At 64.0% G+C, this 25,467-nt stretch carries 24 protein-coding genes; 4 read left to right on the top strand and 20 right to left on the bottom strand.

Going from position 1 to position 25,467, the window contains the following annotated elements:
* Positions 1-2: 2 nt before the first annotated feature.
* From xylB to Q2K57_RS09735, 10 genes are all read right to left on the bottom strand, one after another.
* On the bottom strand, positions 3-1,490 hold the full coding sequence (gene xylB, locus Q2K57_RS09780; RefSeq protein WP_112055048.1) for a xylulokinase: 1,488 nt from the start codon (positions 1,488-1,490) through the stop codon (positions 3-5).
* 238 nt (positions 1,491-1,728) lie between these two features.
* Positions 1,729-3,210: a mannitol dehydrogenase family protein gene (locus Q2K57_RS09775; RefSeq protein WP_112055047.1), complete on the bottom strand. Its 1,482-nt coding sequence runs from the start codon at positions 3,208-3,210 to the stop codon at positions 1,729-1,731.
* A 112-nt stretch (positions 3,211-3,322) separates the two neighbouring features.
* On the bottom strand, positions 3,323-3,955 hold the full coding sequence (locus Q2K57_RS09770) for a nucleoside/nucleotide kinase family protein (protein ID WP_112055046.1): 633 nt from the start codon (positions 3,953-3,955) through the stop codon (positions 3,323-3,325).
* 30 nt (positions 3,956-3,985) lie between these two features.
* Positions 3,986-4,774, bottom strand: a complete 789-nt coding sequence (locus Q2K57_RS09765) for an L-iditol 2-dehydrogenase (protein ID WP_112055045.1) — start codon at positions 4,772-4,774, stop codon at positions 3,986-3,988.
* Positions 4,775-4,874: 100 nt separating this feature from the next.
* Entirely contained in the window at positions 4,875-5,558 is a 684-nt protein-coding gene (locus tag Q2K57_RS09760) for an HAD family phosphatase (RefSeq protein WP_112055044.1), read from the bottom strand.
* A 10-nt stretch (positions 5,559-5,568) separates the two neighbouring features.
* Complete coding sequence (locus Q2K57_RS09755; RefSeq protein ID WP_112055043.1) at positions 5,569-6,717, bottom strand: ABC transporter ATP-binding protein; 1,149 nt, start codon at positions 6,715-6,717, stop codon at positions 5,569-5,571.
* A gap of 12 nt (positions 6,718-6,729) precedes the next feature.
* On the bottom strand, positions 6,730-7,614 hold the full coding sequence (locus Q2K57_RS09750) for a carbohydrate ABC transporter permease (RefSeq protein WP_112055042.1): 885 nt from the start codon (positions 7,612-7,614) through the stop codon (positions 6,730-6,732).
* A 16-nt stretch (positions 7,615-7,630) separates the two neighbouring features.
* On the bottom strand, positions 7,631-8,521 hold the full coding sequence (locus Q2K57_RS09745) for a carbohydrate ABC transporter permease (RefSeq protein ID WP_112055184.1): 891 nt from the start codon (positions 8,519-8,521) through the stop codon (positions 7,631-7,633).
* Between the two features lie 63 nt (positions 8,522-8,584).
* Positions 8,585-9,895: a sugar ABC transporter substrate-binding protein gene (locus Q2K57_RS09740; protein WP_112055041.1), complete on the bottom strand. Its 1,311-nt coding sequence runs from the start codon at positions 9,893-9,895 to the stop codon at positions 8,585-8,587.
* Between the two features lie 352 nt (positions 9,896-10,247).
* A complete protein-coding gene (locus Q2K57_RS09735) occupies positions 10,248-11,201 on the bottom strand; it encodes a sugar-binding transcriptional regulator (RefSeq protein ID WP_112055040.1) in 954 nt (317 codons plus the stop codon).
* A gap of 245 nt (positions 11,202-11,446) precedes the next feature.
* On the opposite strand from Q2K57_RS09735, the gene Q2K57_RS09730 reads away from it, so the two are divergent.
* On the top strand, positions 11,447-11,815 hold the full coding sequence (locus tag Q2K57_RS09730; RefSeq protein ID WP_112055039.1) for a hypothetical protein: 369 nt from the start codon (positions 11,447-11,449) through the stop codon (positions 11,813-11,815).
* 37 nt (positions 11,816-11,852) lie between these two features.
* Here Q2K57_RS09730 and Q2K57_RS09725 read toward each other — a convergent pair whose 3' ends face one another.
* The 9 genes from Q2K57_RS09725 to Q2K57_RS09685 all read right to left on the bottom strand — a co-directional run bounded on the left by Q2K57_RS09725 (position 11,853) and on the right by Q2K57_RS09685 (position 21,016).
* A complete protein-coding gene (locus tag Q2K57_RS09725; RefSeq protein WP_112055038.1) occupies positions 11,853-12,956 on the bottom strand; it encodes a potassium channel family protein in 1,104 nt (367 codons plus the stop codon).
* A 398-nt stretch (positions 12,957-13,354) separates the two neighbouring features.
* Positions 13,355-13,510, bottom strand: a complete 156-nt coding sequence (locus tag Q2K57_RS09720; protein ID WP_181463072.1) for a hypothetical protein — start codon at positions 13,508-13,510, stop codon at positions 13,355-13,357.
* A 124-nt stretch (positions 13,511-13,634) separates the two neighbouring features.
* Positions 13,635-14,072 (bottom strand): type II 3-dehydroquinate dehydratase, encoded by a 438-nt coding sequence (aroQ, locus tag Q2K57_RS09715; RefSeq protein ID WP_112055037.1) that lies wholly within the window; start codon positions 14,070-14,072, stop codon positions 13,635-13,637.
* Positions 14,069-17,077, bottom strand: coding sequence for a bifunctional [glutamate--ammonia ligase]-adenylyl-L-tyrosine phosphorylase/[glutamate--ammonia-ligase] adenylyltransferase (glnE, locus tag Q2K57_RS09710; RefSeq protein ID WP_112055036.1), 3,009 nt, complete (start codon positions 17,075-17,077; stop codon positions 14,069-14,071). The genes aroQ and glnE overlap by 4 nt, the downstream gene beginning before the upstream one ends.
* 92 nt (positions 17,078-17,169) lie before the next feature.
* Positions 17,170-17,541, bottom strand: a complete 372-nt coding sequence (locus tag Q2K57_RS09705) for a diacylglycerol kinase (RefSeq protein WP_112055035.1) — start codon at positions 17,539-17,541, stop codon at positions 17,170-17,172.
* A gap of 152 nt (positions 17,542-17,693) precedes the next feature.
* Positions 17,694-18,377 (bottom strand): DUF4396 domain-containing protein, encoded by a 684-nt coding sequence (locus tag Q2K57_RS09700; RefSeq protein ID WP_112055034.1) that lies wholly within the window; start codon positions 18,375-18,377, stop codon positions 17,694-17,696.
* A gap of 268 nt (positions 18,378-18,645) precedes the next feature.
* Positions 18,646-20,094 (bottom strand): D-alanyl-D-alanine carboxypeptidase/D-alanyl-D-alanine-endopeptidase, encoded by a 1,449-nt coding sequence (gene dacB / locus Q2K57_RS09695; protein ID WP_112055033.1) that lies wholly within the window; start codon positions 20,092-20,094, stop codon positions 18,646-18,648.
* A 176-nt stretch (positions 20,095-20,270) separates the two neighbouring features.
* Entirely contained in the window at positions 20,271-20,600 is a 330-nt protein-coding gene (locus tag Q2K57_RS09690; protein WP_112055032.1) for a multidrug efflux SMR transporter, read from the bottom strand.
* Entirely contained in the window at positions 20,597-21,016 is a 420-nt protein-coding gene (locus tag Q2K57_RS09685) for a PACE efflux transporter (RefSeq protein WP_112055031.1), read from the bottom strand. The genes Q2K57_RS09690 and Q2K57_RS09685 overlap by 4 nt, the downstream gene beginning before the upstream one ends.
* Positions 21,017-21,207: 191 nt before the next feature.
* Between Q2K57_RS09685 and Q2K57_RS09680 the strand changes: the two genes are divergently transcribed.
* Positions 21,208-22,101 carry a LysR family transcriptional regulator gene (locus Q2K57_RS09680; protein ID WP_112055030.1) on the top strand — a complete coding sequence of 298 codons (894 nt, stop codon included), beginning with the start codon at positions 21,208-21,210 and terminating at the stop codon, positions 22,099-22,101.
* A 13-nt stretch (positions 22,102-22,114) separates the two neighbouring features.
* Here Q2K57_RS09680 and Q2K57_RS09675 read toward each other — a convergent pair whose 3' ends face one another.
* Positions 22,115-22,801, bottom strand: a complete 687-nt coding sequence (locus tag Q2K57_RS09675) for a tRNA (guanosine(46)-N(7))-methyltransferase TrmB (protein WP_112055029.1) — start codon at positions 22,799-22,801, stop codon at positions 22,115-22,117.
* Between the two features lie 243 nt (positions 22,802-23,044).
* Here Q2K57_RS09675 and Q2K57_RS09670 point away from each other — a divergent pair, with 243 nt between their 5' ends.
* Together Q2K57_RS09670 and coaD are read left to right on the top strand one after the other, a co-directional pair.
* On the top strand, positions 23,045-24,961 hold the full coding sequence (locus Q2K57_RS09670) for a beta-ketoacyl synthase (protein WP_112055183.1): 1,917 nt from the start codon (positions 23,045-23,047) through the stop codon (positions 24,959-24,961).
* Between the two features lie 11 nt (positions 24,962-24,972).
* Positions 24,973-25,452, top strand: a complete 480-nt coding sequence (gene coaD, locus Q2K57_RS09665; protein ID WP_112055028.1) for a pantetheine-phosphate adenylyltransferase — start codon at positions 24,973-24,975, stop codon at positions 25,450-25,452.
* Positions 25,453-25,467: the final 15 nt, after the last annotated feature.

The following is a 25,467-nucleotide window of genomic DNA, read 5'->3' as shown; positions in this document are numbered from 1 at the left end:
GCTCAGTCCGGGATGCCATGCCGCTCGGCCAACGCCTGACGATAGCGGGTGTAAACCGCCTCATAGGCCGCGACGCGTGCCGACACGGGCTCGGCGCGCGTCGCCTCATCGAGCACCACCAGCCGTTCGCAAAGCGTCTCCAGCGAGGTACCGCTCTGGCGTTCGCACCAGGCGGCCTGCAGCGCCGCACCCAGCGCCGCGGCATCGGTGATCCGTGGGCTGATCACCGGAATACCGGTGATATCGGCCACCATCTGGCGCCATACCGGGCTCTTCGCCCCGCCGCCGATCAGGCGAATCTGCCGGGCGCCGGCAGCGAGTGAGCCGAGCTGCTCGAGACCATAGCGCATCCCGAAGGTCGCCCCCTCCATCACCGCCCGACACAGGTTGGCCCGCTTAAGGTTGGTGCCGGTCAGTCCCAGCAGGCTGGCCGAGGCCTGTGGCAGCGCGGGCACCCGCTCGCCATCGAAGAACGGCAGCATCAGCACGCCCTCGGCGCCGATAGGGGCAGACGCGACGTGTTCGCCGAAGTCGTCGAGTTCAAGCCCGAACAGTTCGCGAATCCGCGTCGTCGCCGAGGTGACGTTCATGGTGCAGATCAGCGGCAGCCAGCCGCCGTCGCTTGAACAGAAGTTGGCGACCATGGCGCTTTCGGCCTGCACCGGTTCGCTGGAATGCGCACAGAGCGTACCGGAGGTGCCAAGGCTCATGGTGATTTCGCCCGGCCGGATGTTGCCGGTGCCGATGGCGCCAAGCATGTTGTCGCCCCCGCCGCTCGAGACCACTACGCCTTCGGCAAGCCCCAGCTCCCGGGCCAGCGCCGGGCGCACTACCCCGGCTGGCTGCTGAGCGTCGATCAGCCTTGGCAGCACCGCCTGTGCATCGAGCTCGGGGGCGATCTCGGCGAAGACATCGTGCCGCCATTCGCGTCGCCGGGTATCGAAGTAGCCAGTGCCGGAGGCGTCTCCGGCCTCGCTGACCCGCTCGCCGGTCAGCCAGAAGTTGAGGTAGTCGTGAGGCAGCAGCACGCTGTCGATGCGCTGATAGGCCTCGGGGTGAGTATCGCGCAGCCAGGCGAGCTTCGAAGCGGTATACCCGGTCTGCAGAACCAGGCCCAGTCGCTCGAGACAGCCGGCCTCACCGCCCAGACGATCAATCAGCGTGGCATTGTGATTGGCGGTTTCGGTGTCGCACCACAGCTTGGCCGGATAGACCGGTTCACCGTCACGATCCAACGCCACCAGACCGTGCTGCTGCCCCGAGACACCGATGGCGCGAATCGCGCCAGGGTCGATGTTCGCCTTGGCCACGGCGTCCTGGAAGGCGCCGCGAAACGCCGCGAGCCAGTCACCGGGATGCTGTTCGCGACGGCCATTGGCCCCCTCGATCAGCCGGTGCGAGCGGCTCGCCTCACCGAGGATGGTGGCGGCGTCGATATCGACCACCACCACCTTGGTACTCTGGGTGCCGCAATCCACGCCAATATACATGGCGGTCTCCTCGTCCTCAGCCATATGTGATGAGCCTTGGTGCTCTTTGCTGCGTGCTCTTTGCTGCGTGCTCTTTGCTGCGTGCTATTTCTTAAGTGCTCTTTCTTACATGCTCTTTCCTACGTGCTATTTCCTACGTGCAGTGGCTTAGGTGTTCTTGCTCAGGTGATAGCGCTGATACGAGCAGTCCTTCACGAACATTTCTCATGAACAGTCTTACACGATAAGACCGACGTGATCAGCCTTGATTCTTGACCAGCGCTTCCAGCGTAGCCCGGGCGCCCAGGCGATGCAGACGGTCGAGCGCGGTAAAGTAGGCCTCGCGGAAGCGCGCGTTCTCGGCAAGATCACCGAACAGCTCGCGGTTCTCGATAAAGGCGGTGGGATGGTCGTGATTTTTTGCCGCGATCGCCATCAGTTCGTCCTTGAGGCGGTCGACCACGGTGATCGCCTCGCCCTGCTCGTCGAGGCCTTCGGCATAGCGTGCCCAGCTCGCCACCACCGCGGCGCAGCGATGGATATCGCCCCCCTTGTCGATCTGCGCGCGGACCACCGGCAGCATCCACTTGGGAATGCGATCCGAGCTCTCGGCGCAGAGCCTCGCCAGGGTGTCCTTGACCTCGGGGTTGGCGAAGCGAGCGATCAGGGTGCGGCGATAGTCATCCAGGTCGACGCCCGGCAGCGGCGCCAGGGTCGGGGTCGCCTCGTGGGTCATGTAATCGAGCAGGAACGTCTCGAACAGCGGGTCGGCGCTGGCCTCGTGGGCATAGCGGTAGCCGGCCAGGTAACCGAAGTAGGCCAGCGCCTGGTGGCTGGCATTGAGCAGCCGCAGCTTCATCAGTTCATAGGGCTCGACGTCCTCGACCACCTGCACGCCGACGTGCTCGAGGGCGGGACGTCCGGCCACGAAGCGGTCCTCGAGAACCCACTGAGTGAAGGGTTCACAGACCACCGGCCAGGCGTCCTCAACGCCGAACTGACTGCCGAGCTCGGCGATATCCTCGGCGGTGGTGACGGGCGTGATGCGGTCGACCATCGAGTTGGGAAAGGGCACCTCGGCCTCGACCCAGGCGCCCAGCTCGCCGTCCCTTGCATGGGCGAAGGCCGTGAACATCTTGCGGGCGACGTCGCCATTGCCCTGGATGTTGTCGCAGGACATCACCGTGAAGGGGGCGAGGCCACGCTCACGGCGAAGACGCAGGGCCTCGATGACCAGGCCGAAGGAGGTCTTCGGGGTGGCCGAGGGCGCCAGATCATGCTGGACGTCAGGGTTATCGAGGTCGAATTCGCCGCTCACCGGGTGGAAGTTGTAGCCGCCTTCGGTGACGGTCAGCGAGACGATGCGGATGCCCGGAGCGGCCATCCGTTCGACCACCGCCTCCGGGTCCTCCGGGGCAAACAGATAGTCGAGCATGGCGCCGATCACCCGCGCCTCGCGTCGCCCGTCAGGATGTTTCAGCACCAGGGTATAGAGATGATCCTGGGCGGCCAGCGCCTCTTTCATCCGGCGATCACCGGGCATCACGCCGACCCCGACGATGCCCCAGTCGAGCGCCTCGCCTTGGTTCATCAGCTCATCGAGGTACATGGCCTGGTGGGCGCGGTGAAACCCCCCGACGCCGATATGGACGATGCCCTCGGTGACCGCCTTGCGGTCGTAGTCTGGGGTGGCGATATCGGCTCCCAGGTCATCCAGGTGGGCGTTATCGAGATGGATCATGGTATGGCTCCTGGAGAAGCGTCGATCTGGCGACAGATCGCGCAAAAAGTAGAAGAACGGACCGCGGCCAGCCCTCGGCCTCGGTCAGACGTCATGTGTGCTGTGCTCGGGCTCAGACAGTCGCGGCCCAATTGACATCGGCGGCTACCGATGCGGTTTTGATCAGCCGGGCGTTGAGCAAGTCCTTGTCGCGGGTCCGCTCGAGGGCGCCGTCCTGGTCCTGTCCCATGCCGAGCCAGCGCTGGATCAGGCGGGCCTCGAGGACCTCATCCGGAACATCGAGAAACAGCGTCAGGCCATATAGCGGCCGCAGCGCCGGCCAGTCGCCCTGATCGAGCAGCAGATAGTTGCCCTCGACGATGATCAGCCGGTGCTCGAGGGTGATCAGCCGCCCACCCGCCCGGGCCAGATCCAGCGGCCTGTCGAAGACCGGCACCGCCACGCTGCGATCGGCGCGCCGAATGCGGGTCAGGTCCTGCCGAAGACCATCGATATCAAAGGTCTCCGGGGCGCCTTTCACCGGCACCAGCCCTTCGGGCTCGAGCACGGCGTTATCGAAGTGGTAGCCATCCATGGGCACCACGGCGGCGATGCCGGGGTGTCGCAGGTTGAGTTCGCGACACAGCCATTCCGAGAGGAACGACTTGCCGGCCGCAGGCGGGCCGGCGAGGGCCACGATGAAACGCTGGCGATGCATCGAGGCCTCGAGCAGCTGCGCGGCCATGTCATGAATATGCGCGATCATGGTTATCCTTCCTGGCGATCCGCTATCGCCTCAGCTCATCCAGTTGCCGCCATCGACGTTCAGGGTCTGGGCCACCACGTAGTCGCTGTCATCACTGGCCAGGAAGACGGCAGCGCCGGTGTGATCTTCCGGCCGGCCCATGCGTCCGTAGGGCACCGCTTCACCGACCAGGCGCTTCTTCTCACCCAGGGGCCGCCCTTCGTAACGGGCGAAGAGCGCATCGACTTCCTCCCACATCGGCGTATCGACCACGCCCGGGGCGATGCCGTTGACGTTGATGCCGTGCTCGATCAGCGCCAGGCCGCAGGACTGGGTCAGGCTGATCACCGCCGCCTTGCTGGCGCAGTACATGCTGACCAGCGGCTCGCCCCGGCGACCAGCCTGGGACGCCATGTTGATGATCTTGCCGCCCTGCCCACGCTCGACCATGGCCCGTGCCACGGCCTGCAGGGTGAAGAAGGCGCCTTTGACGTTGACGCCAAACTGCTTGTCATAGCTCGCCTCGGTTACCTCGAGCACCGGCGCCATATCGAACACCGCCGCATTGTTGACGAGGATGTCGATACCGCCGAGATGACGCCTGGTCTCCTCGATCAGCGCCGCGACCGAGGCCGGGTCACAGACGTCCAGACGAACGCCCAGAACACGGTCGGCATCACCGCTCGACTGCTGCAAATGGGCCACGGCCGCGTCGACGGCATCGCGATCGATATCGGCCACCACCACCTTGGCTCCCTCGGCCAGATAGCGCTCGACGATGGCAAGGCCAATGCCCCGAGCACCGCCGGTCACCACCGCGACTTTGTCATTGAGTTTCATGTATTCCTCCTTTGAATGGGATGGCGCTGAGTGAGTCGACGTTGAATGGCTTGAAGTGGAATGGCTTGAAGTTGAATGACATGCCGACTTAGGCATCGACTTACAGCCGGCGAGTGTCGAGCCACTGCTGCACCAGCGCCTCCAGCCCCCGCATATGAGGCAGGATTTGCCAGGCCCCGGCGTCACGCAGCCGCGCTTCCTGTCCCGCCGGCACATGGCTGGCACCAGTGAAACCGATCACCGTCATGCCGGCGCTATAGGCCGCGGTCACACCGGCGACGCTGTCCTCCACCACCAGGCAGTCGCCGGGCTCACAGCCCAGCTGCCCGGCAGCCAGGCGATAGAGCGCCGGGTCCGGTTTGGGTTGCGTCACCTGGTCGGCGGTGAAGATCGGCACCTCGCCCAAGAGAGCATCGAGACCGGTGGTAGCAAGCGATGCCAGTACCCGCTGGCGGCGGCTGTTGGAGACCACCGCCAGTGGCAGCGCGAGCGACTCAATGGCCTTGATGGCCTCGGCGACGCCGTCGATGGCGTCAAGCTCATCGGCCAGGCGCGCCTCGATGGTCTCGTCGACCCGGGCTGTGGCATCGGCCGGCAGGCGATGGGCACTGCGCGCTTCGAGGTGGCCGAGAATATTCGCGGTGGTCATGCCCAGCGCCGCCGTCAGCTCCTGCTCGGTGGCCAGGTCCGGCAGCCAGGCCGCCAGCAGGTCAGTCAGGGTGGCCTCGGCGATGGCCTCGCTGTCCACCAGCACGCCGTCGCAATCGAAGATCACGCTATCCATGACCTTCTCCTCAGTGATCGACGGCATCGGAGGACGCGCGATTGTCCTGACGGCGCAGGCCTGCCAGGGGATGCTGATGCAGGCTCGGCAGGGCCAGCCCTTCCCCATCGAACAGATGTGCCCGCTCCGGTTCGAAGCCGAAGCGCACCTCATCACGCACTCGGTGCGCGACATCGCCGTCTGCCATCAGGGTCATCAGGGTCTCCCCCATCTGGACGTACAGCGAGGTCTGGCCCCCCAGACGTTCGAGGACCTGGATCTCGCCGCTAAGCGGTCCCTGGGTGTCGTCGAGCACCAGATGTTCTGGGCGGACACCCAGCTCCAGGGCGGTGCCCGGCTGCAGGCCGTTGCCCTTGGCAGGCACGTTGATAATGCCGCCGCCCGGTAGCTTGACGCTGACGCCCTTGGCGTCGGCCTCGACCACCTCGACGGGCAGGAAGTTCATCTTCGGCGAGCCGATGAAACCGGCCACGAAGCGATTGCGGGGATGGTGATAGAGCTCCATGGGCGAGCCCACCTGCTCGATCTCACCGCCCTGCAATACCACGATCTTGTCGGCCATGGTCATGGCCTCGATCTGGTCATGGGTGACGTAGATCATGGTGGCGTCGAGCTCCTCATGGAGCCTCGCCAGTTCGATACGCATCTGCACGCGCAGGGCCGCGTCGAGGTTGGAAAGCGGCTCGTCGAACAGGAAGATGCTGGGGTTGCGCACGATGGCGCGGCCGATCGCCACGCGCTGGCGCTGGCCGCCAGACAGCGCCTTGGGCTTGCGATCCAGCAGCGGCTCGAGCTGCAGGATTTTGGCCGCTTCGAGCACCTTCTCGCGGCGTTTGTCCTTCGAGACACCCGCCAGGCGCATGCTGAAGCCCATGTTGTCTTCGACGGTCATGTGCGGATAGAGCGCATAACTCTGGAAGACCATGGCCAGGCCACGATCAGCGGGACCCACGTCGTTCATGCGCGCCCCGTCGATGAGAATATCGCCGCTGGTGGCATTCTCGAGCCCCGCAATCATGCGCATCAGGGTCGACTTGCCGCAGCCGGAAGGGCCAACGAAAACCACGAATTCGCGGTCGTTGACCTCAAGGTCGACGCCCTTGATGACATGGGTGTCATCGAAGCTCTTGTTGAGCTGTTTGAGTTGTAGCGTTGCCATGATGAGATTCCTTTACTTGACGGCGCCAAAGGTCAGGCCGCGTACCATCTGTTTCTGGGTCAACCATCCGAAAACGATGATGGGCGCAATGGCCATGGTCGAGGCCGCGGAAAGCTTGGCCCAGAACAGCCCTTCGGGGCTCGAGAAAGAGGCGATATAGGCCGTCAGCGGGGCCGCCTGGGATGAGGTGAGGTTGAGACTCCAGAAGGCCTCGTTCCAGCTCAGGATCACCGCCAGCAGGCCGGTGGAGGCAATGCCCGGCAGAGTCAGCGGCAGCAGTAGGTAGATCACCTCCTGCAGGGTGCCGGCGCCATCCATACGGCCCGCCTCGAGGATGTCCTTGGGCATGTCCTTGAAGAAGGTGTAGAGCATCCAGACCACGATCGGCAGGTTCATCAGGGTGTAGACGATGACCAGCCCGGTACGGGTATCCAAAAGCCCGACGTCACGGAACAGCAGATAGATCGGCACCAGCACGCCGACCGGCGGCAGCATCTTGGTGGACAGCATCCACAGCAGGGTGCCCTTGGTGCGCTTGGTGGGCAGAAAGGCCATCGAATAGGCCGCCGGAATGGCGATCAGCAGCGCCAGCAGCGTCGAGCCGAAGGCCACCACCACACTATTGAAGGCGAACTTGGCATAGCCCGCGCGGCTCTGGACCTCAGCGTAGTTCTCAAGCGTCGGCGAGAAGATCAGACTCGGGTCGGCGATGGCGTCGGCCTCGGTCTTGAAGCCGGTCAGCACCATCCAGAAGATCGGGAAGAAGATCATCAGGGCCAACGTCCAGCCCAGCACGCCGAGCCATAGGCGTCGATTGAGCAGAGTACTGGCCAGCGGTGACCGCTTGACCGGCGAGGCAGAGGCCCCGGACACGGAGTGGGTTCTTGCAGTCGTCATGTGTCGCGCTCCCGCGTCAGTTTTCCAGGTTCTTGGCCACCATACGGACCAGGAAGATGGCAACGATGTTGGCAAGGATGATCGCGACCACCCCGCCGGCGGAGGCCATGCCGACGTCGAAGTCGAGCAGGGCGCGGATGTAGATCAGGTAGGCCAGGTTGGTGGTGGCAAGGCCCGGGCCACCGGAAGTGGTGACGAAGATCTCGGCGAAGATGGTCAGCAGGAAGATCATCTCGATCATGATCACCACGCTGATCGCCCGCTTGAGGTGCGGCAGGGTGATGAAGAAGAAGATCGCGATCGGGCCAGCGCCGTCCATGCGGGCGGCTTCGACCTGGTCTTCGTCCAGCGATTGCATGGCGGTGAGCAGAATCAGCAGCGCGAACGGCAGCCACTGCCAGGCCACGATGATGATGATCGAGGTCAGCGGCAGCGACGAGAACCAGTCCACCGCCGGCAGGCCGAGGGACTCCGCCACCCAGGACAGCACCCCGTTGGCCGGGTGCATCATCATGTTCTTCCACACCAGGGCGCTGACGGTGGGCATGACGAAGAACGGTGAAATCGCCAGCACCCGGGCGATGCCCCGGCCCATGAAGTCTTGCTGGAAGAGCACCGCCAGCAGCGTGCCGCCGACCACGGTGATCACCAGCACCCAGCCGACCATCAGCAGGGTCGTGCCCATGGCCGACCACAGGGCCGGGTCAGTGAACAGGTATTCGTAATTCTCGAGACCGGCGAAGCCGGTCATGCCGGGCATCAGCAGGTTGTAGCGCTGCAGGGAGAACCAGACGGTCATCGCCAGCGGCACGATCATCCACAGGAAAAGCAGGGAGACGGCGGGCGCCTGCAGCGAGAGGGTACGCAACCCTCCGATGGTGCGCCCGGAAGTTCTGGTCTTGTTCATGTCGGTAACCATGAAGGTCGCAAGGAAGGAGCCGACCGGGGTCACCCGGCCGGCGGACACGGATCAGTCCAGATAACCGGCGCGCTCCATGGTGCGCTCGGTGGCGCGCTGCGACGCCTGCAGCGCCTGCTCGACGGTGGTCTCCCCGGTCAGGGCTGCGGCCACCATCTGGCCAACCTGGGTACCGATCGACTGGAACTCAGGAATACCCACGAACTGCACGCCAGTGTAGGGGCTCGGTTCCAGGGTCGAATCGGTGGGATCGGCGCCCTGGATGGCGTCCAGCACGAAACCGGCGAAGGGTGCGGACTGCTGGTAGTTCGGGTTCTCGTAGGTGGACGTACGAGTGCCCGGGGGCACGCTGGTCCAGCCTTCACGATCGCCGACCAGGGCGATGTAGTCCTTGGATGTCGCCCAGGTAATGAACTGGCGAGCCGCGTCCTTGGAATCAGACGAGGCCGGGATCGCCAGGGCCCAGGACCACAGCCAGTGCGAGCCCTTGGGGGTCTTGGCGACCGGCGCCGGGGCGAAGCCCAGTTTATCGGCGACCTTGGACTGGTCGGCATCGAAGAGCTTGCCCGCCGCCGAGGTGGCATCGACCCACATGGCACAGTTGCCACGGGAGAACAGCGCCAGGTTCTCGTTGAAGCCGTTGGAGCTGGCTCCGGGCGGGCCGAAGTCGTTCAGCAGGTCGACGTAGAAACTGACGGCCTCCTGCCAGGCCGGCGAATCGATCTGCGGCTGCCAGTCCATGTCAAACCAGCGCCCACCGAAGCTGTTGACCATGGTGGAGACCAGCGCCATGTTCTCGCCCCAACCCGGCTTGCCGCGCAGGCAGATGCCATATTGCTCCTGCTCGGCATCGTGCAGCTTGCCGGCCCACTCGCGTACCTGTTGCCAGGTCGGCTGGTCGGGCATCGTGATGCCGGCCTCGTCAAACAGGTCCTTGCGGTAGTACATCATCGAGCTTTCGGCATAGAACGGCAGCGCTTGCAGGGTGCCGTCATAGCTCAGGCCGTCGCGGACCGACTGCAGCAGGTCGTCGACCTGATAGTCCTCGGGGAGATTGTCGAGGGGCATCAGCCAGTTGCGTTCGGCCCAGATCGGTACCTCGTAGGTGCCGATGGTCATCACGTCGAACTGCCCACCCCCGGTGGCGATATCGGTGGTCAGCCGCTGGCGTAGCACGTTCTCTTCGAGCACCACCCAATCCAGCTTGATGCCCGGATGGGACTGCTCGAAAGCGTCGGTCAGGCTCTGCATGACCACCATGTCATTGTTGTTGACGGTGGCCACGGTGATGGTTTCTGCATTCGCAACCGTCGCACCGACGGCAGCCAGGCCGGCGATCGGAAGCACACGAGACAGCTTCATGGCTTGCTCCTTCGTAAGGGAGTTATCTGTTGTTGTGTTTTGATCAATCACTCACTTGACGATCAAATGATCGGACAGCACCCTGAAAAAAGCAAAGCCACAGGGCCTATACTTTAGGGGTAGCGGGCAACGGTTGGCGGGGCAAGCGAGGGGGAATGAGGGGCACGAAAAAAGGCCATGGCGCAACGTGCGCCATGGCCTTTTTAGATCAATGATCGATCCGTGATACTGCTGGTCTGCCAAGCCGACTCAGCACCAACGCCCCCCTCGGTACTGCAGGACACCAGACGATATCGGCGTGGGGAAGGAAAGAGATACGCGGGAAAGGAACGCCATAACAGCCGAGTTCGGGTCACTCCCGGGCATCGAGAATGAAGCGCGCCGCGGTTTCGTCGGTAACCAGGCCCTTCAGCCACCCACCGCGCAGCGCCGCAAGAATCGCCGGCGCCTTCTCACGGCCACCGGCAAGCGCGACCAGCTGTTGATCACGAAGCAGCTCGAGCGGCAGGCTGGTGACGCGATGGGTAATCGAACAGTCGATGACCTCGCCGTCCTGATTCATCGGCCAACCGAGCAACTCTCCCACCGCCTGCATGGCGAGCAGTTCATCAAGTTCGCTCTCGTTGATGAAGTGATCCTGGAACAGCGGCGCCTGGCGGTCGATGCGCCCTACCCCAATGAAGGCCGCCTCGGCTTTAAGGGCCACATCCGTCACCGCATGGAACAGCCGCTGGCCGAGCATGGCGTCCTTCTCTTCCACCGAACCGGCCACCACAGGCGCGGGTAGCAGGAAGCGCTCGCCGCCGGTCTTGTCGGCCAGCACCATGATCCCGTCGTAGCGATTCGAGGAACCGTCACGGGCGACATTGCCGACCAGCGAGACGAAGCGATGCTGGGGACGATCGAGACGGCTCAGGGCCTCGACCATGGCTCTCACCGTCCGACCCGACCCCAGCGAGAGGGTCAGCGGCGCGATGCGCTCGATATAGCGTTCCAGTCGCTCGGCCCCGGCAACGGCCAGGTACTGGTAACTACTGTCGGCGGCACCGGTATCGACGGGCACCACGTCGCAAAAGTCCAGATCGAAACGCTCGCAAATCTGCTGGGACAACATCATGCAGGTGGCAATGGGATGATCGATGTGCACCTTGACCAGCCCTTCCTGCCGCGCCAGGGCCAGCAGGCGCTGCACCCCGGGGCGCGAGACACCGAGCTGGCTGGCGATCTCATCCTGAGTGCGCCCCCCTACATAGGAAAGCCAGGCTGCGCGCGCTGCCTGGTCCAATCGTTGCTCAAACTTGTCCACGTAATCGCATCATTCCCGTTGGTCATCTGTGCCAAGGATCATCGCAAGCCTGCCGGCAATGCACAACGGCCACCCTTCATGACCGGCGTGCTCGCTTGCATGACACCAGTGCCGCGGCGTGCCACGCTTGCCTGTAACCCCGCGCCTCAACATGACCGCCGAGATCACGGAACCTGACCTTCGATTTACCATCGAAGAGATTATCGTCAACGCAATCACCACCCACCTCCCCTCGGGAGCAGTTCATGAATGATCAAGATCGTCAACGCAATGCCGCCTGGCAGGCGGCCCATCAATGGAAGGAACGGGCTCGCCAGGCGCGGCCACGCCAGGGCATGAGCGGACCACGCCTGGTGCTGACCTGGCTGATGTTCGGCGTGCTGATGATCGTCGGCACCATCCTTGGTCTCTTCTTCCTGCTGATCGGCTGGGCCATGCTGCCCTTCCTGCGCCATCGCATGAAAAAGCGCATGGAGCAGATGCGTGCCCAGCAGGCCGAGGATATCGGTGGCGGCTATTACCACCGTGACACCCAGGACCGCGAGTCTCGCTCCAGCAGCGGCCGTCTTGAGGAGCACGAGGTACTGGAAGGCGAGTACCGGGAGAAGAAATAGCGCCGAGCGGGTGCCATCGACGACGGTGGCCCCTCCCCTACCCTTCGCCCAGGCATGCCTCGATGTCTGCCGTGCTCGGCACGAACTCCTCCCGTACCATCAGAATCAGGGCGGTGGCGTTGAAGCGGTGGTCGTGAGCCGGGTGGCAAACGATCTGGCCGTCCTTGCCCACATAGGCCATCAGGGTGCCCATGCCGGAGGCCATCAGGCGACAGGTCACGTCGGACCAGACGGCGTCCTCGAGCGACACCGAATAGCGCATGGCGTGGTCGTCATGATGAGTGAAGAGGTTTTCGAGGATTTTCTCGGCCCCCGGCGCCACCAGCGAGCGCACCAGCATCTCCGGATAGGCGCGGATCGGCCGCAGGCTAGTGCTGGCACCGGCCAGCTCCAGGCGTCGTCGGCTGTCCTCGTGCACGCACTCGGCGACGGTATAGGGCAGCGACGTCCCACACAGATCCCGGAGCTGGGTCAGCACGTCCAGCGTGATGCTGTCGGAGACGCGGCTGTATTCGTCGCTTGCCAGCACAATGATCACTCGGGCGCTTTCCGGCGTCACGGCGGCCAGCGCCTGAGGGTCGGAAGGCTCGCCGTGGTGATGCACCACGCCCTGCTCGCGAAGATGGTCGGGCAGCCCGTCCGGAAAGGCCTCGGTAAGAATCTGCACCGGTGTGTCGTGAAGCTCCCGGGTCGCGCGCAGCTGTTGCACCAGTCGGTCGAAGTAGACCGCGGCGTTATTAGCGGGACTGTTGATGATCAGCACGTGGTCGTTCATCTGCCACCTCCAGCGGCCCTTGATCATGGATTCTTTCCGCTTGAGGCGGTAGTCGATGTAGTCGCTTGCCAGCTGCGCGAGCAGGGTGATGCCGGCGACGTACAGCAGCAGCACCGTAGCGGCACGCCCCAGCGGTGTCGCCGCCGAGAGGTCGCCATAGCCCACCGTGGTCATGGTGGTCAGCGTCAGCCACAGTGCATCGCCCCCGCCCATTGACTCGAAAGCGACCATCGCCAGGGTGTGCAAGACGGTGAGCACCAACAGCCACAGGAAGGCCCGCTTTAGTCGCGCACGCATGTCGATGTTGAGCTGCTGCGTTAGCTGCCGACACGTCGAGCGCCGGCGCAGCATGTGAATCAGTCGCATCACGATTCTCCCGCAACGGCGAGAGCTCCCTGTCAGTCAGCATGGCAATGCACGTGCATTGAATGTCGTGCCTATACATGTCGTGCCTATACATGTCGCGGCTTCGAACGACGCCGCATCAGGCGATGCCGCGTTGAATAACGGCGCATGCTACGACACGCGAACGGGTGATGCGAATGAGCCAGCGAAGCGGGCTCCATCATTTCCACTCGGTGCAACTTATAGAGACAGGGGAGAGACGTCAGGCAAGTGCGTACGATTTACGCCGAAGGAGACCAGGGAACACAGGCATGCTCATGGCCGGCGACGCAGCGCGGCTTGGAAAAGCGGAAGGGATAGAGCGAAGGGAGTTGGCAGGGCCGGGGCGGGTGAGCGCACCATGCCCTGCAACCAACCGATCAGATGTAGGCGTAACGATAGCCCTGGCGAGCGATGAAGCCCTGATAGGAGCTCTCGGTCATGCTCTCGAGTGCGCGGTAGGCCAGCTGGCCGATGCGCTTGATCAGCGGAAGCTGTTGGGTAGCAGTAGAAGCAGCTGAGGTCGAAGTATTCATGGGATAACGGACCTATATGACTTAAGGATAGTGACCCCATGATACCCAGTATTTAGACTTTAGTCTAATCACCACATCTGGATGTCCACCGAGGCACTGCCGCCCCGGCGGGCACGAGATGTCGTCAGGCGTTGATCAGCGCGTCCAGCGCCGCCCGATAGCCATGGCTGCCAAGTCCGGCAATCACGCCGTCGGCACGCAGCGAGACATAGGAATGGTGGCGGAAGGATTCGCGCTTGTGCACGTTCGACAGGTGCACTTCGATTACCTTGCCCTCGAAGGCATTCAGGGCGTCGAGAATGGCCACCGAGGTGTGGGTATAGGCCGCGGGATTGATGATGATCGCGGTGGTGCCATCGAGTCGCGCGCGGTGAATAGCGTCGATCAGTGCGCCCTCGTGGTTGCTCTGGTGACAGGCGATATCCCAGTCATTCAGCGCCGCCCGCTCATAGAGGCCGTTGTTGATGTCGTCGAGGGTCTCTCGCCCGTAGATCTCCGGCTGGCGGGTGCCGAGCAGGTTGAGATTGGGACCATGCAGTACGAGTACCTTGCCTTGGCTCACTGAGGCGTCTCCTGATGTGAAATGTCGGGGGGCGTGGAGGCGTCGTCGTCTTCCAGCAAGCGCTGCCACAGGCGACTGACCAGCTCGCGCTGAGCGCTGAAATCGGCCTCGACGACCTGTTTGGTCAGCGCCGAACGATGAAAGGCGTTGCGGTAGGCCAGATAGGCCTCGCGCAGCGCGCTGGCATCCTCGGCGGGCAGCAGCTCGTGCTCTTCCAGTGTCTCGAGGATGCGCATGTTGTCGCTGTAGACCAGCAGCGCCGGGCAGTCATGTCCCATGGCCAGCACCGCGTACTGGCACAGAAACTCTATATCGACCATGCCACCGGCATCCTGCTTGAGGTCGAAGGCACCGGCCTCTTTGGCCACCGCCGAGCTCCCCAGGTGATCGCGCATCTTGTGGCGCATCCTGATCACCTCCTCGCGCAGCGCCGGGAGGTCGCGCACCTGGCCGAGCACCTCGCGGCGCACTGTATCGAATCGCTGCTCCAGGCCAGTATCGCCAGCCACGGCCCGCGCCCGCACCAGCGCTTGATGCTCCCAGGTCCAGGCCTCGCGGCGCTGGTAGTCGGCGAAGGCCTCGAGGGTGGTCACCAACAGGCCAGCGTTACCCGAAGGCCGCAGGCGCATGTCGACCTCATACAGGGCGCCGGCAGGGGTAACCGCGGTCAGCAGGTGGATGATGCGCTGGCCGAGGCGGGTGAAGAACACCGGATTGTCGATCGGACGCTCGCCGTCGGTGCTGCCCTGAGAGGCGGCATCGTGGATGAACACCAGGTCCAGGTCGGAGCTGTAGCCAAGCTCGATGCCACCAAGCTTGCCATAGCCGACGATGATGAAGTCGGTCTCGCCGTGACTGCCGTCCCGGCGCTTGGGATAGCCATGCTTGCGGGTCAGATGTTTCCAGGCCATCGCCAGCACTTGTTCCAGCACCACCTCAGCGATGAAGGTCAGGTAGTCGCTGACCTTCATCAGCGCCCGGGTGCCGACGATATCGGACGCCGCCACGTGCAGCACCTGGGCATGCTTGAACACCCGCAGCGCCTCGAGCTGGGCTTCTTCGTCGTCCTCGGGAATCCGCCCCAGGGCCTGGCGCAGTTCATCGGCCAACCGCGACTTGTCGGCGGGGGTATACAGCGTCGAGGGGGTCAGCAGTTCGTCGAGCAGGATGGGGTGGCGGGCGATCTGGTCGGCGATCCAGGGACTCGCCCCGCACAGTCGCATCAGGTGGCCGAGCGCATCACGATTCTCGCGCAGCAGCGCCAGATAGGCGGTGCGCCGCAATACCGACTCGATCAAGGGCAGCACCCGCTCGAGAACCGTGTCCGGCGACTCGCTGTCGATCACCGCTTCGAGCAGCAACGGCATCAGCGCGTCGAGACGTTCGAAGCCGATGCGCTGCATGCCCTGCACCGCCCGGGACTGACGCAGGGCCTTGAGCCGCCGGTCACCCCGGGCGGGATCCGCGAAGCCGGCATTTTCAAGCAGCGCCTTGGCTTCCTGTTCGGACAGCTCGCCGCGCCACAGAGCACGCAGCTCGGCGTAGGCAGAGCTGTCATCATCATCGACGCCATCGGCCTCTTCTTCGGGATCGGCGATCACCGCATCGAAATGCCCGCGCACCCGGCCGCGCAGCTCAGAGAGGCGCGCCATGAGGGCCGGCCAGTCTTCCATGTCCATCGCCAGGGCGATGCGTTCGCGCTGAGCATCATCATGGGGCAGCGCCTGGGTCTGGCGATCCTCGAGGGCCTGAATGGCATGCTCCAGGTCGCGCAGAAAGACGTAATCCGGCGTCAGCTCATCGACCACCTGCTGAGGCAGCAGACCAAGCTCGGGCAGGCGTTCGAGGGCCGTCTTTAGCGAGGTGACCTGCAGCTCGGTATCGCGGCCACCGCGAATCAACTGGAAGGCCTGAACGACAAACTCGACCTCACGGATTCCCCCGCGGCCGAGCTTGATGTTGTCGTCCATGCCGCGGCGCTTGACCTCGCGGTTGATCATCGACTTCATCTCGCGCAGCGATTCGATGGCGCCGAAATCGAGATACTTGCGATAGACGAAGGGGCTGAGACCCGCCAGCAGCTCACAGCCGGCATCGATATCGCCGGCGACAGGCCGGGCCTTGAGCATTGCGTAGCGCTCCCACTCGCGGCCCTGATCCTGGTAATAGCTTGCCAACATGGCGAAGTTGCCAACCAGCGGACCGCCGTCGCCCAGTGGGCGCAGACGCATGTCGACGCGAAACGCGAAACCGTCGGCGGTGATCGCGTCCAGTGCCCCTATCAGCTTCTGGCCAAGCTTGGTGAAGTATTCCTGATGCTCGAATTCACGCTTGCCGCCCTGGGTCACGCCCTTCTCGGGAAAGGCGAAGATCAGGTCGATATCCGACGAGAGGTTGAGCTCGCCAGCCCCCAGCTTGCCCATGCCCAGCACCACCAGGCGCTGGGGACTGCCGTCGGCGCGCGGCGCCGGCCGGCCCCAGCGGGCCTCGAAATGCGCCTCGAGCCAGCCAAGCGCACCTTCCAGGCAGGCCTCGGCGAGACGTGAGACGGCGCCGGCGGTTTCCCACATGGATGTGCCGGTGGGGCGGGTCAGGTCCCGCCAAACAATGCCCAGCATGCGCTCGCGGCGAAAACGCCGAATCGCCGACTGCATGGTCGCCTCATCGGTGGCCTCGCCAAGGACCTCACTCAGCCACTGATCGAGCAAGCGAGGTGAAGGCGCACTCTCAAGCTCGCCGTTGGCGTCCAGGCTTGTCAGCCAGTCCGGATAGTGGACCAGCGTATCGGCGGCGAACGCCGAGACCGCAAGCACCTTCGCCAGCTGCTCGCGACGCGATTCGCCGAGCGCTCGCCAGGTCTCGCTCAGCGGGTCGCTTTGCTGTTGGCGCGCACGGGCATCGGCGCGCTCCAGCGCCTCATCCAGACGCCGTGCGGTCTCGCCAAGCGAGGCGTGCAGGCAATGGGGAATCTCGATCAGCGGCAGGAAGCCGTCGGGCAGCGCCATGGGCGTCTCCTTGTCATTTCCCCAAGCATAGCGAAGCCGCCGCCCTACTGTCTGCGCCCTGCGGATAACTCAGCCCAGTCACACGGGAAGGCCTAGCCAAAGAAGCGCTGCCAGGCCAACAGGCCCCAGGTCATCCCGGCGATCATCAGCGCCAGCATCACGGCCGCCGAGCCAATGTCCTTGGCCCGCCCGGAAAGCTCATGGCGTTCGGGACCAATGCGGTCGACCACCGCCTCCACGGCGGTATTCAGCAGTTCGACGATCAGCACCAGCAGGCAGCTGCCGATCAGAAGAATCCATTCGACGGGTGAGTGCCCGAGCCAGATCGCCAGCGGTACCAGCACCAGGCACAGGCCCAGCTCCTGACGAAAGGCGGCTTCGTTGCGAAAGGCGGCATTCAGCCCCTTGATGGAATAGCGGGTGGAATGGATCAGGTGGCGCCAGCCGGTGTGCCCAGGCTTCATCGAGTCGTTCCTGCATGTCGGAGGATGGGTGACGGTCGCCGATTCTAGCAGCCGAATATGAAAGCGAGTCGTGGCATGTCACCCACACCGGGCATATTTTGGAACTCGGGATGGGCCAGGCTCCTCGCGAAAACGCCCGGCCGCTGACACCATTAGTGACAATGGCCGCTGGCCGCCGCTTCCGTATCCCGGGGATCGGCCATGCCTCCCTTGAGGCCAAATTTGATCAACAACAGGTTGGCCGGCCAGGCCGCAAAAAGGCCAAGGCTCAGGGAAATGTAAAGAGACGCCCAGAAAAGCGCATCGCTCATAGTGGACTGCCCCCCCAGATTAATATCCACGGTGATCGCCACGAACTCCATCACCGCAATGCTGATGGTTTCTGCCAGAAACGCACCCTTGAGTGCCTGCATGAAGGGCACTCCCGACTGCATCATCGGCCCGAGGTTAAGCGCGAACCCGAAAACATAGGCCAAGATAAACGTGATGGCCGCTGTCCAGGCGTTGCCAACGGCAAAAATACCCACCGCGATTATGACGCCGAGGATCTCACCGATGCCGCAGCCAGAATAGCAGTGGGCCACTGACCGGAACCCTTTGCGCTTTAGGTTATCCGCTGGAATCTGGCGACGTCCGGAGTAACGGTAAATCAATACGCCAATGGGACCGGAATACAACACCGTCAAGATCCAGACCCATTGCATGATCGAGGCCATGTGGCTGTTCTTGGTGCGCAAGTCATAGGCCACCCAGGCTACGCTGGCGGCCACCAGGGCGAGCCACACGCCAAGCCCGACCCAGGAATCGATAAATGTCTGCAGCTGATCTAATGACATCTTGGGCTGTCTCCATGGCGATGCTAAGGATGCTATCTACTACCTGAATCTGTGATGATTCAGGCGCCATTTTCAACCCTGGCTGCACATGACATTCATGCATGAGAAGGACTTCTTGCGCCGCTGAGCGCGCCCCCTCGCCGTGCCTGGAGGTCTCACTTACCCCGGTGTGAATTCATCGCCACTGACTGGCGCTCCATAAACCAGCCTATAAACCAGTCCAATCAATCAGCCCGATGCCCTGCCAGTGACTGTCTCAGTGACTGTCTCAGTGACTCAGGATCATCGACTCAAGATCATCGGCGAGCGGTTCAAGCACCTGCCGCCAGGCCAGGTAGGGCGTGCTGGCCGTGCCATTGACCAGCACCGAGAACACGCCCCAGCGACCGCTCTGGGTGCGGAAGTAGCCGCCGGTGGAGCGCACCGAGAATGGCTGATTGAGGGTACCCGTCTTGAGCATCACGTTTTCCTGAAAGGTGTCGCTGCCGCGGCGCAGGAAGCGCATGGCGCCGTTGGTGGGCGACTGCAGGCCGGCGATGAAGCTCGGGAACAGCGCCGGGCGCTGGTACATGTGTTCGAGCAACGCCGTAACGCCGCGCGCCGTGGTGCGATTGCCGGTGGTCAGGCCGCTGCCACTCTCCAGGGTCAGCGGGCCATGGCCGGGAATCGTCAGGGCAAAAGCCTCCACCGCATCGCCGGCCTGAGGGAGAGTCGCTCGTGGCGAACCGACCAAATCGAGGGCCAGCACATCGGCCATGAAGTTGTTCGAGTAGTTGAGGGTGCGCTGCAAGAGTTCCTGCAGCGGCTTGCCCTGCACGGAAGCGAGCTCGGTGACCGCCGACGGCGGCGCCGAGCTGACCACCCGAGCGCCACCGGTCACGGCGATGCCGGCCTGATCAAGCAGCGATGCCAGGGTGCTAGCGGTCTGCTCGGCGGGGTCGGAGCTGGCGCGGTAAACGTAGCGCGGCCCGTCACCCATGGCGATGGTGCCCGTGAGCAGCATGCGATCGCCTTGGCCGTCGGTCAGGCGTTCGGCATCCAGGCGGGTCCGGCCATCGGCGCGGGCGGTTTGAATCTGGTTATCGAGACGCGTCAGCAGCGCGCCGCTTGAGCAGCTGGCAACCCGCGCAGGCTCACCAAGAGCAGGCCCGGGGCGGACCACTAGACACCAGCTGCCATAATCCACCCCCGCCGCCGACAAGAGCGCGCTATAGGCGTTGGTGCCACGGCGACGGGCCTCGCAGCGGTCGGTGGTAATGCACTGCACCGGGCCATAGCGCCACTGATTGATCTCGAGCGCCCCGTCTACTCGGGTCACGCCCTGCTGACGAAGCTGCTGCACCAGCCGCCAGAGATCTTCTGAGACCAATGCCGGATCGCCACCGCCCTCGAAGACCAGGTCGCCTGTCACCACGCCATCGCCAGACAGCGTGCCTGGTGTCACCAGTCGAGTGGTGAAGCGGTGCTGGGGTCCCCAGCGGTCAAGGGCCGCGGCGGCCATGTAGAGCTTGGAGACCGACGCCGGCGACAGCTCAAGGTCGGGCGTGATCTCGCCGAGCACCTCGCCGCTGTCCAGCAGACGCGCCTCGGCACCGATCAGAAAGCCCTGATCCTCCAGGGCGGAAAGGCGTTCGAAACCCGCCGCCGATGCCATCGGCGCCCCCAGAACACAGCACAGCAGCACAACCAGCAATAAACGCAGCGACAAAGAGGGCATTGAGCAATCCGACAGCAGACGAGGCCATGCAGGCCTCTGGTTTCATGGCTCGCCTTATGTGACGAGATAGCGTTGGGCCTCTTCGTGCGAGGCGGCTTCGGGCCTCGATTAAGAGGCGGCTTCGGGCCTCGATAAAGAGCCGGCTTCGGGCCTCGATAACGAGGCGGCACCTGGCCTCAGTGAGACGACACGCTGGAAAATACCTGAATCACCACCACGCCGCCAATGATCATTCCGAGCCCCAGTACCGCCGGCAGGTCGGGGCGCTCGCCATAAACCACGATGCCGATCAGGGTCACCAGCACGATGCCAAGACCTGCCCAGAAGGCATAGGCGATCCCCACCGGCAGGGTGCGCAGCGCCAGCGACAGCAAATAGAAAGCGAGCCCATAACAGACGACCACCAGCACGCTCGGCCAAAACCGCGAGAACTCCTCGGACGCTTTGAGAGCGGTGGTGCCAACGACTTCGGCAATGATGGCCAACGCCAGGAATACATAGGTCATGAGCTACCTCCCCGCGCCAGGTGACGGCGCATCGCTCGATCAAAAAGGGTATTGAAGATCAGGCCATAGGCCAGGAAAAACACCACGAAACCGATATCGAGCCACAGCGCCTCGGCGAGCCCGATCTCAAGCCACCAGGCCACGCCGGGCAGGGTCAGCACCACCAGGCCCGCCTCGAAGCCCAGCGCCTGGGCGAGTCGCTCAAAGACGCTGCGCCGCCGACTCGGCACCCAGTGATCGAAGAGTCGGTTCCAGATCAGGTTCCAGCCCATGGCCACGGTAGCCAGGGCCACCCCCAGCGTCCCCAGCTTGCCCAGGCCATGGCCGCTAACCAGGTTGGCGAGCGGCGTGACCAGGACCAGGCCACCGGCCTCGAACAGGGCGCTGTGCAAGAGCCTTTCCTTTACCGAGCGCATGCCCTCCTCCCCAAATGTTTCTACCCGTTCATGTACATACCGATGGAAATGCTGCATGGGCGTAACGAATGCCCCGACAACGGCGGCCATTCTAACCGCAGCAGAGATAGCATCCAGTTAGATTCCATCTGATATTCTGATAGCTCGGCCAATCAATCCGCCGCCATCCCCCCGTTTCACAGGAGGCCTGAATGCGTTGGACCCTGGATCAGTTGGAATGCCTGATTGCCGCCGCCGAGCAGGGCTCGTTTTCTGCCGCGGCGCGCCGGCTGAAGCGTGCCCAATCGGCGATCAGCACCGCCATCAGCCACCTGGAGGACGATCTGGGCTTCATGCTCTTCGACCGCCAGGGACGACTGCCGCAACTGACGGCGGCCGGCGAGGCAATGCTGCACGAGGCCCGAGCGGTGCTGAATCAATGCCAGCGACTGGATGCCAGGGCCCGGGCCATCGCCGAGGGCGAGGAGGCAAGCCTGGTCATGGCCATCGACGAAGCGCTGGTCGAAATGCCGCCGGTGGATACCACCCTCGAGGCGCTGGCCCATCGCTATCCGGCACTGCAGCTGACGCTACTCTACGGCGCCCAGGGCGACATCGCCGGTTGGGTCGAGGATCGCACCGCCGACATCGGTATTCTGCTCAGCCAGCAGGCCCGAGGCCCGCTATTGGAAGGACAGCGCATCGCTCACCTGAAGCAGTTACTGGTGGTGGCCCGGGATCATCCGCTGGCCAGGCTGCCGGCGCCCGACCTCACTGACCTGGCAAGCCATCGCCAGCTGGTGATTGCCTCGCGCACCGGTAGCGCAGGGGGGCAAGCCACCAGCGCGAGGTTCTGGCGTCTGAACAGCTTTTACTCGATGGCGGAGCTCGCCACCCGCGGGCTCGGTTGGGCACTGGTACCGCAGCATATCGCCAGCTACCCGCCTTTTCGCGATCACCTGACCACATTGACCGGTGAGGCGCTTGGGGTAGCGCCGCGCATCGAGGTGGAGATGATCGCCCGCCGCGACAGCGCCCAGGGCCCAGTCGCGCGCTGGCTTCGTCAATCGCTGGGGCAGGGGTTTCGCGGGCGCGAGGACCGCTGAGTCAGCGGCGGTTTCAGGGTGTGGGCAGCAGCTCGAGAGCCAGCGGAAGCTCGACCTGAAGCCGCCAGAGCGACTGGCCACTGGCGTGATACTTGCGCTCGAAAGGCGTCAGGAAGTCACCGTCCGGCTGATGAACCTCAGCCTGCACGACCTCGCCGGTGGCCTGCTCGATGGCCAGCGCGAACTCCTCGACATACAGGCGCCAGTTGGAGCGCAGCTCGAGTCGTCCGCCAAGTGCCAGAATGGCCGGAAACACCGGGTGGCCGTGCCAGCGCATCTTGAGATGGGCGGCTTTGGGGTAGGGGTTCGGGTAGAGCAAGTAGTGGCGCGCTGGCTGCCAGCCCGACGCCAGCGCCAACCGCCAGAAGTCCACCAGATCGGCCCGTACCAGCAGAGCGTTGTCCGCTAGCTCGCCATGATCCCGCGACAGGCGATCGGAACTGCGATCGACACCGATCACCACATGATCGGGGAACTGTTCGGCCAGTTGACGAGTCGAGAGTCCCACGCCACAGCCCGCATCGAGAATCAGCGGCCGAGGCCGTGCTGACAGCCATGCGTCGGCCTCGGCGAAGGCGCTGCGCGTGTGCTCGGCAATCGGCTTCTTGAGCGGATGGGCAAGAGCACGGGAAACGCGGCGGGCGAGTTCCTGATGGGGGCCAGGCTGATTGGTAACGATGGCTCGGGAATTGGCGTGCATGGGCGTCCGGTAGCCGGGTGAACGAAGGAACCCGGTATTCTAGCAGGGCCGGTCGACCAGGCGCAGATTCAAACATCCGTTCATGACAAGAAGATGAAAACCACCGCCTGCGTAGCCAAGGCCCGCATGACGGGGTAGCGGCCGCGGTGATATTATCAACCGTAAATGAAGGAAACATGAGCGCCCAGGCGCCATCAGCACAATGAGGTAAGCGGCTTGTCACAGTTACCGGTGATCGTCGGCATGGGGGGAGTGAATGCTGCCGGCAGAACCTCGGGCCATCAGGCGTTTCGGCGCACGGTCCTTTCGGCCCTCGACGCGGACACCCAGGCCAGCACCCTGACCGGCTTGGCGGCGATGATGCGTCTGGTGAATACCGACGGCATTACGCCCTGGCAGGATACCAGCGGGCAGTCACTGGACGCCGATCAGATCGTCGCCCGCTACCAGCAGCAGGTCCTCGACCATACCCTGATCCGTCGCATCGAGGACCCGGTGTTCGGTGCCGATGGGATCCCAGCCAATCGCCAGGCCCAGCTGTCCATCGAGGCACCGCTGGTATTCCACGTGCGTCGCCGCCAGCTTCCCGAGCAGTTGCCCGAGACCTGGCAGGTGCGCGAGCTGGATCGTCGTCACGTCGAGGTCACGGTGCCGCCGGGCCAGTTCAACGTCATGCTGCCCGAGCGCCGCAGCGCTCAGGTGCGTGCCGCCGGCCAGCTGCCCAGCGGCTTCGAGCCCAGCAGCCTGTATCGCAGCGTCCACCATCCCCGCGGCTTATCGATGGCGATTTTCGGCGCATCGGACTGCCTCGGCCAGAGTGGCCTCGACTGGGAGACACTGCGCGACCGCCTCGACCCGGATCAGATCGCCGTCTACGCCGGCAACTCCATCGGCCAGCTCGACGATGCCGGCTGGGGCGGCCTGCTGAAAAGCTATGCCTCGGGCAATCGCGCCACCTCCAAGCAGATGCCGCTGGGCTACGGCCAGATGCCGGCCGACTTCCTCAACGCCTATGTGCTGGGCAGCGTCGGCGCGACTGGCGCCGTCCAGGGCGCCTGCGCGACCTTCCTGTACAACTTGCGTCTGGGCATCGAGGAAATCAAAAGCGGTCGCCGTCGCGTGGTGATGGTCGGCACCGCCGATGCGCCGATTACGCCCGAGATCATCGAAGGCTTTCGCACCATGGGCGCGCTTGCCGACGATGACAGCCTCAAGGCGCTGGACGCCCTGAGCCTGCTCACCGATGCCGACTACCAGCGCGCTTGTCGCCCCTTCGCCCGTAACTGCGGCTTCACCATCGCCGAGGCCAGCCAGTTCGTGCTGCTGATGGACGACGGCCTGGCGCTGGAAACCGGCGCCCAGGTGCTTGGCAGCGTGCCGGGAGTCTTCACCAATGCCGACGGCTGGAAGCGCTCGATTTCCGCACCCGGCATCGGCAACTACATCACCCTTGGCAAGGCCGTCAGCCTGGCGCGCGACATGCTCGGCGAGAAATCGCTGCGCACGCGCACCTTCCTGCATGCCCACGGCACCAGCACGCCGAAAAACCGCACCACCGAGTCCCATGTCTTCCATCAGGTGGCTACTGCCAACGGCATCACCTCCTGGCCGGTAGTCGCCGTCAAGGCCTTCGTCGGTCATTCTCAAGGCAGCGCCGCCGGCGATCAGATGGCCAGCGCCCTCGGCAGCTTCGCCCACGGCTGGCTGCCGGGCATTCCGACACTTGATGCCGTGGCCGACGACGTTCACGCCGAGCGCCTGCGCTTCTTCGCCGAACCGCAGGCCTTCGAGGCCGATGCCGCCTTCATCAATGCCAAGGGCTTCGGCGGCAACAATGCGACAGGCCTGGTGCTGTCGCCCGCGGTCACCGAGCGGCTGATGGTCAAGCGCCACGGCCAGGCCGCGGTCGATGCCTGGAAGGATCGCCGCGCGGCCATCCTCGAGGCCTCCCAACGCTACGAGGCGGGCGCCGACCAGGGCCACTTCCAGGCCCTGTATCGCTTTGGCCAGGGCGTGCTGGAAGGTCCCGAGCTCTCAGTTGAAGCCGGCCAGATCGGCATCCCCGGCTATACTCAGCCGGTGTCACTGGCCGTCGACAACCCCTTCGGCTCTCTCGACGACGCCCACCGCGACAATGACCATTCGGACATCAACAAATAGGTAGGCGCGCTATGAACATCGTGGTCTATCCCGGCACCTTCGACCCCATCACCAACGGTCACTTTGACCTGATCGAGCGTGGCGCCAGGATGTTCGACAAGGTGATCATCGCCATCGCAGCCAGCCCCGGCAAACAGCCGGCGCTGGATCTGGACACCCGGGTGGCATTGACCCGGGAGGTGGTGTCCAAGCTGCCCAACGTCGAGGTCACCGGATTCTCAGGCCTGCTCACCGAGTTCCTGGCCCAGCACCAGGCGCGAATCATCCTGCGCGGGCTGCGCGCTGTCTCGGATTTCGAGTACGAACTGCAGTTGGCCAACATGAACCGCGCCATGGCGCCGGATGTGGAAAGCGTCTTCCTCACGCCGGCACTCGAGAACTCCTACATCTCCTCGACAATGGTGCGCGAGATCGCCAAGCTCGGCGGCGATGTCTCGAAACTCGTTCACCCCAGGGTCGTCGAAGCCCTGAATGCTCGTTATAATAACTGAGCGTTTTACTCGGAT

The organism is Halomonas sp. I5-271120 (assembly GCF_030553075.1).
GTDB lineage: Bacteria > Pseudomonadota > Gammaproteobacteria > Pseudomonadales > Halomonadaceae > Onishia > Onishia taeanensis_A.
Note: the sequence above shows the minus strand (reverse complement) of the source record. Positions and strands in the feature narration are given on the sequence as shown.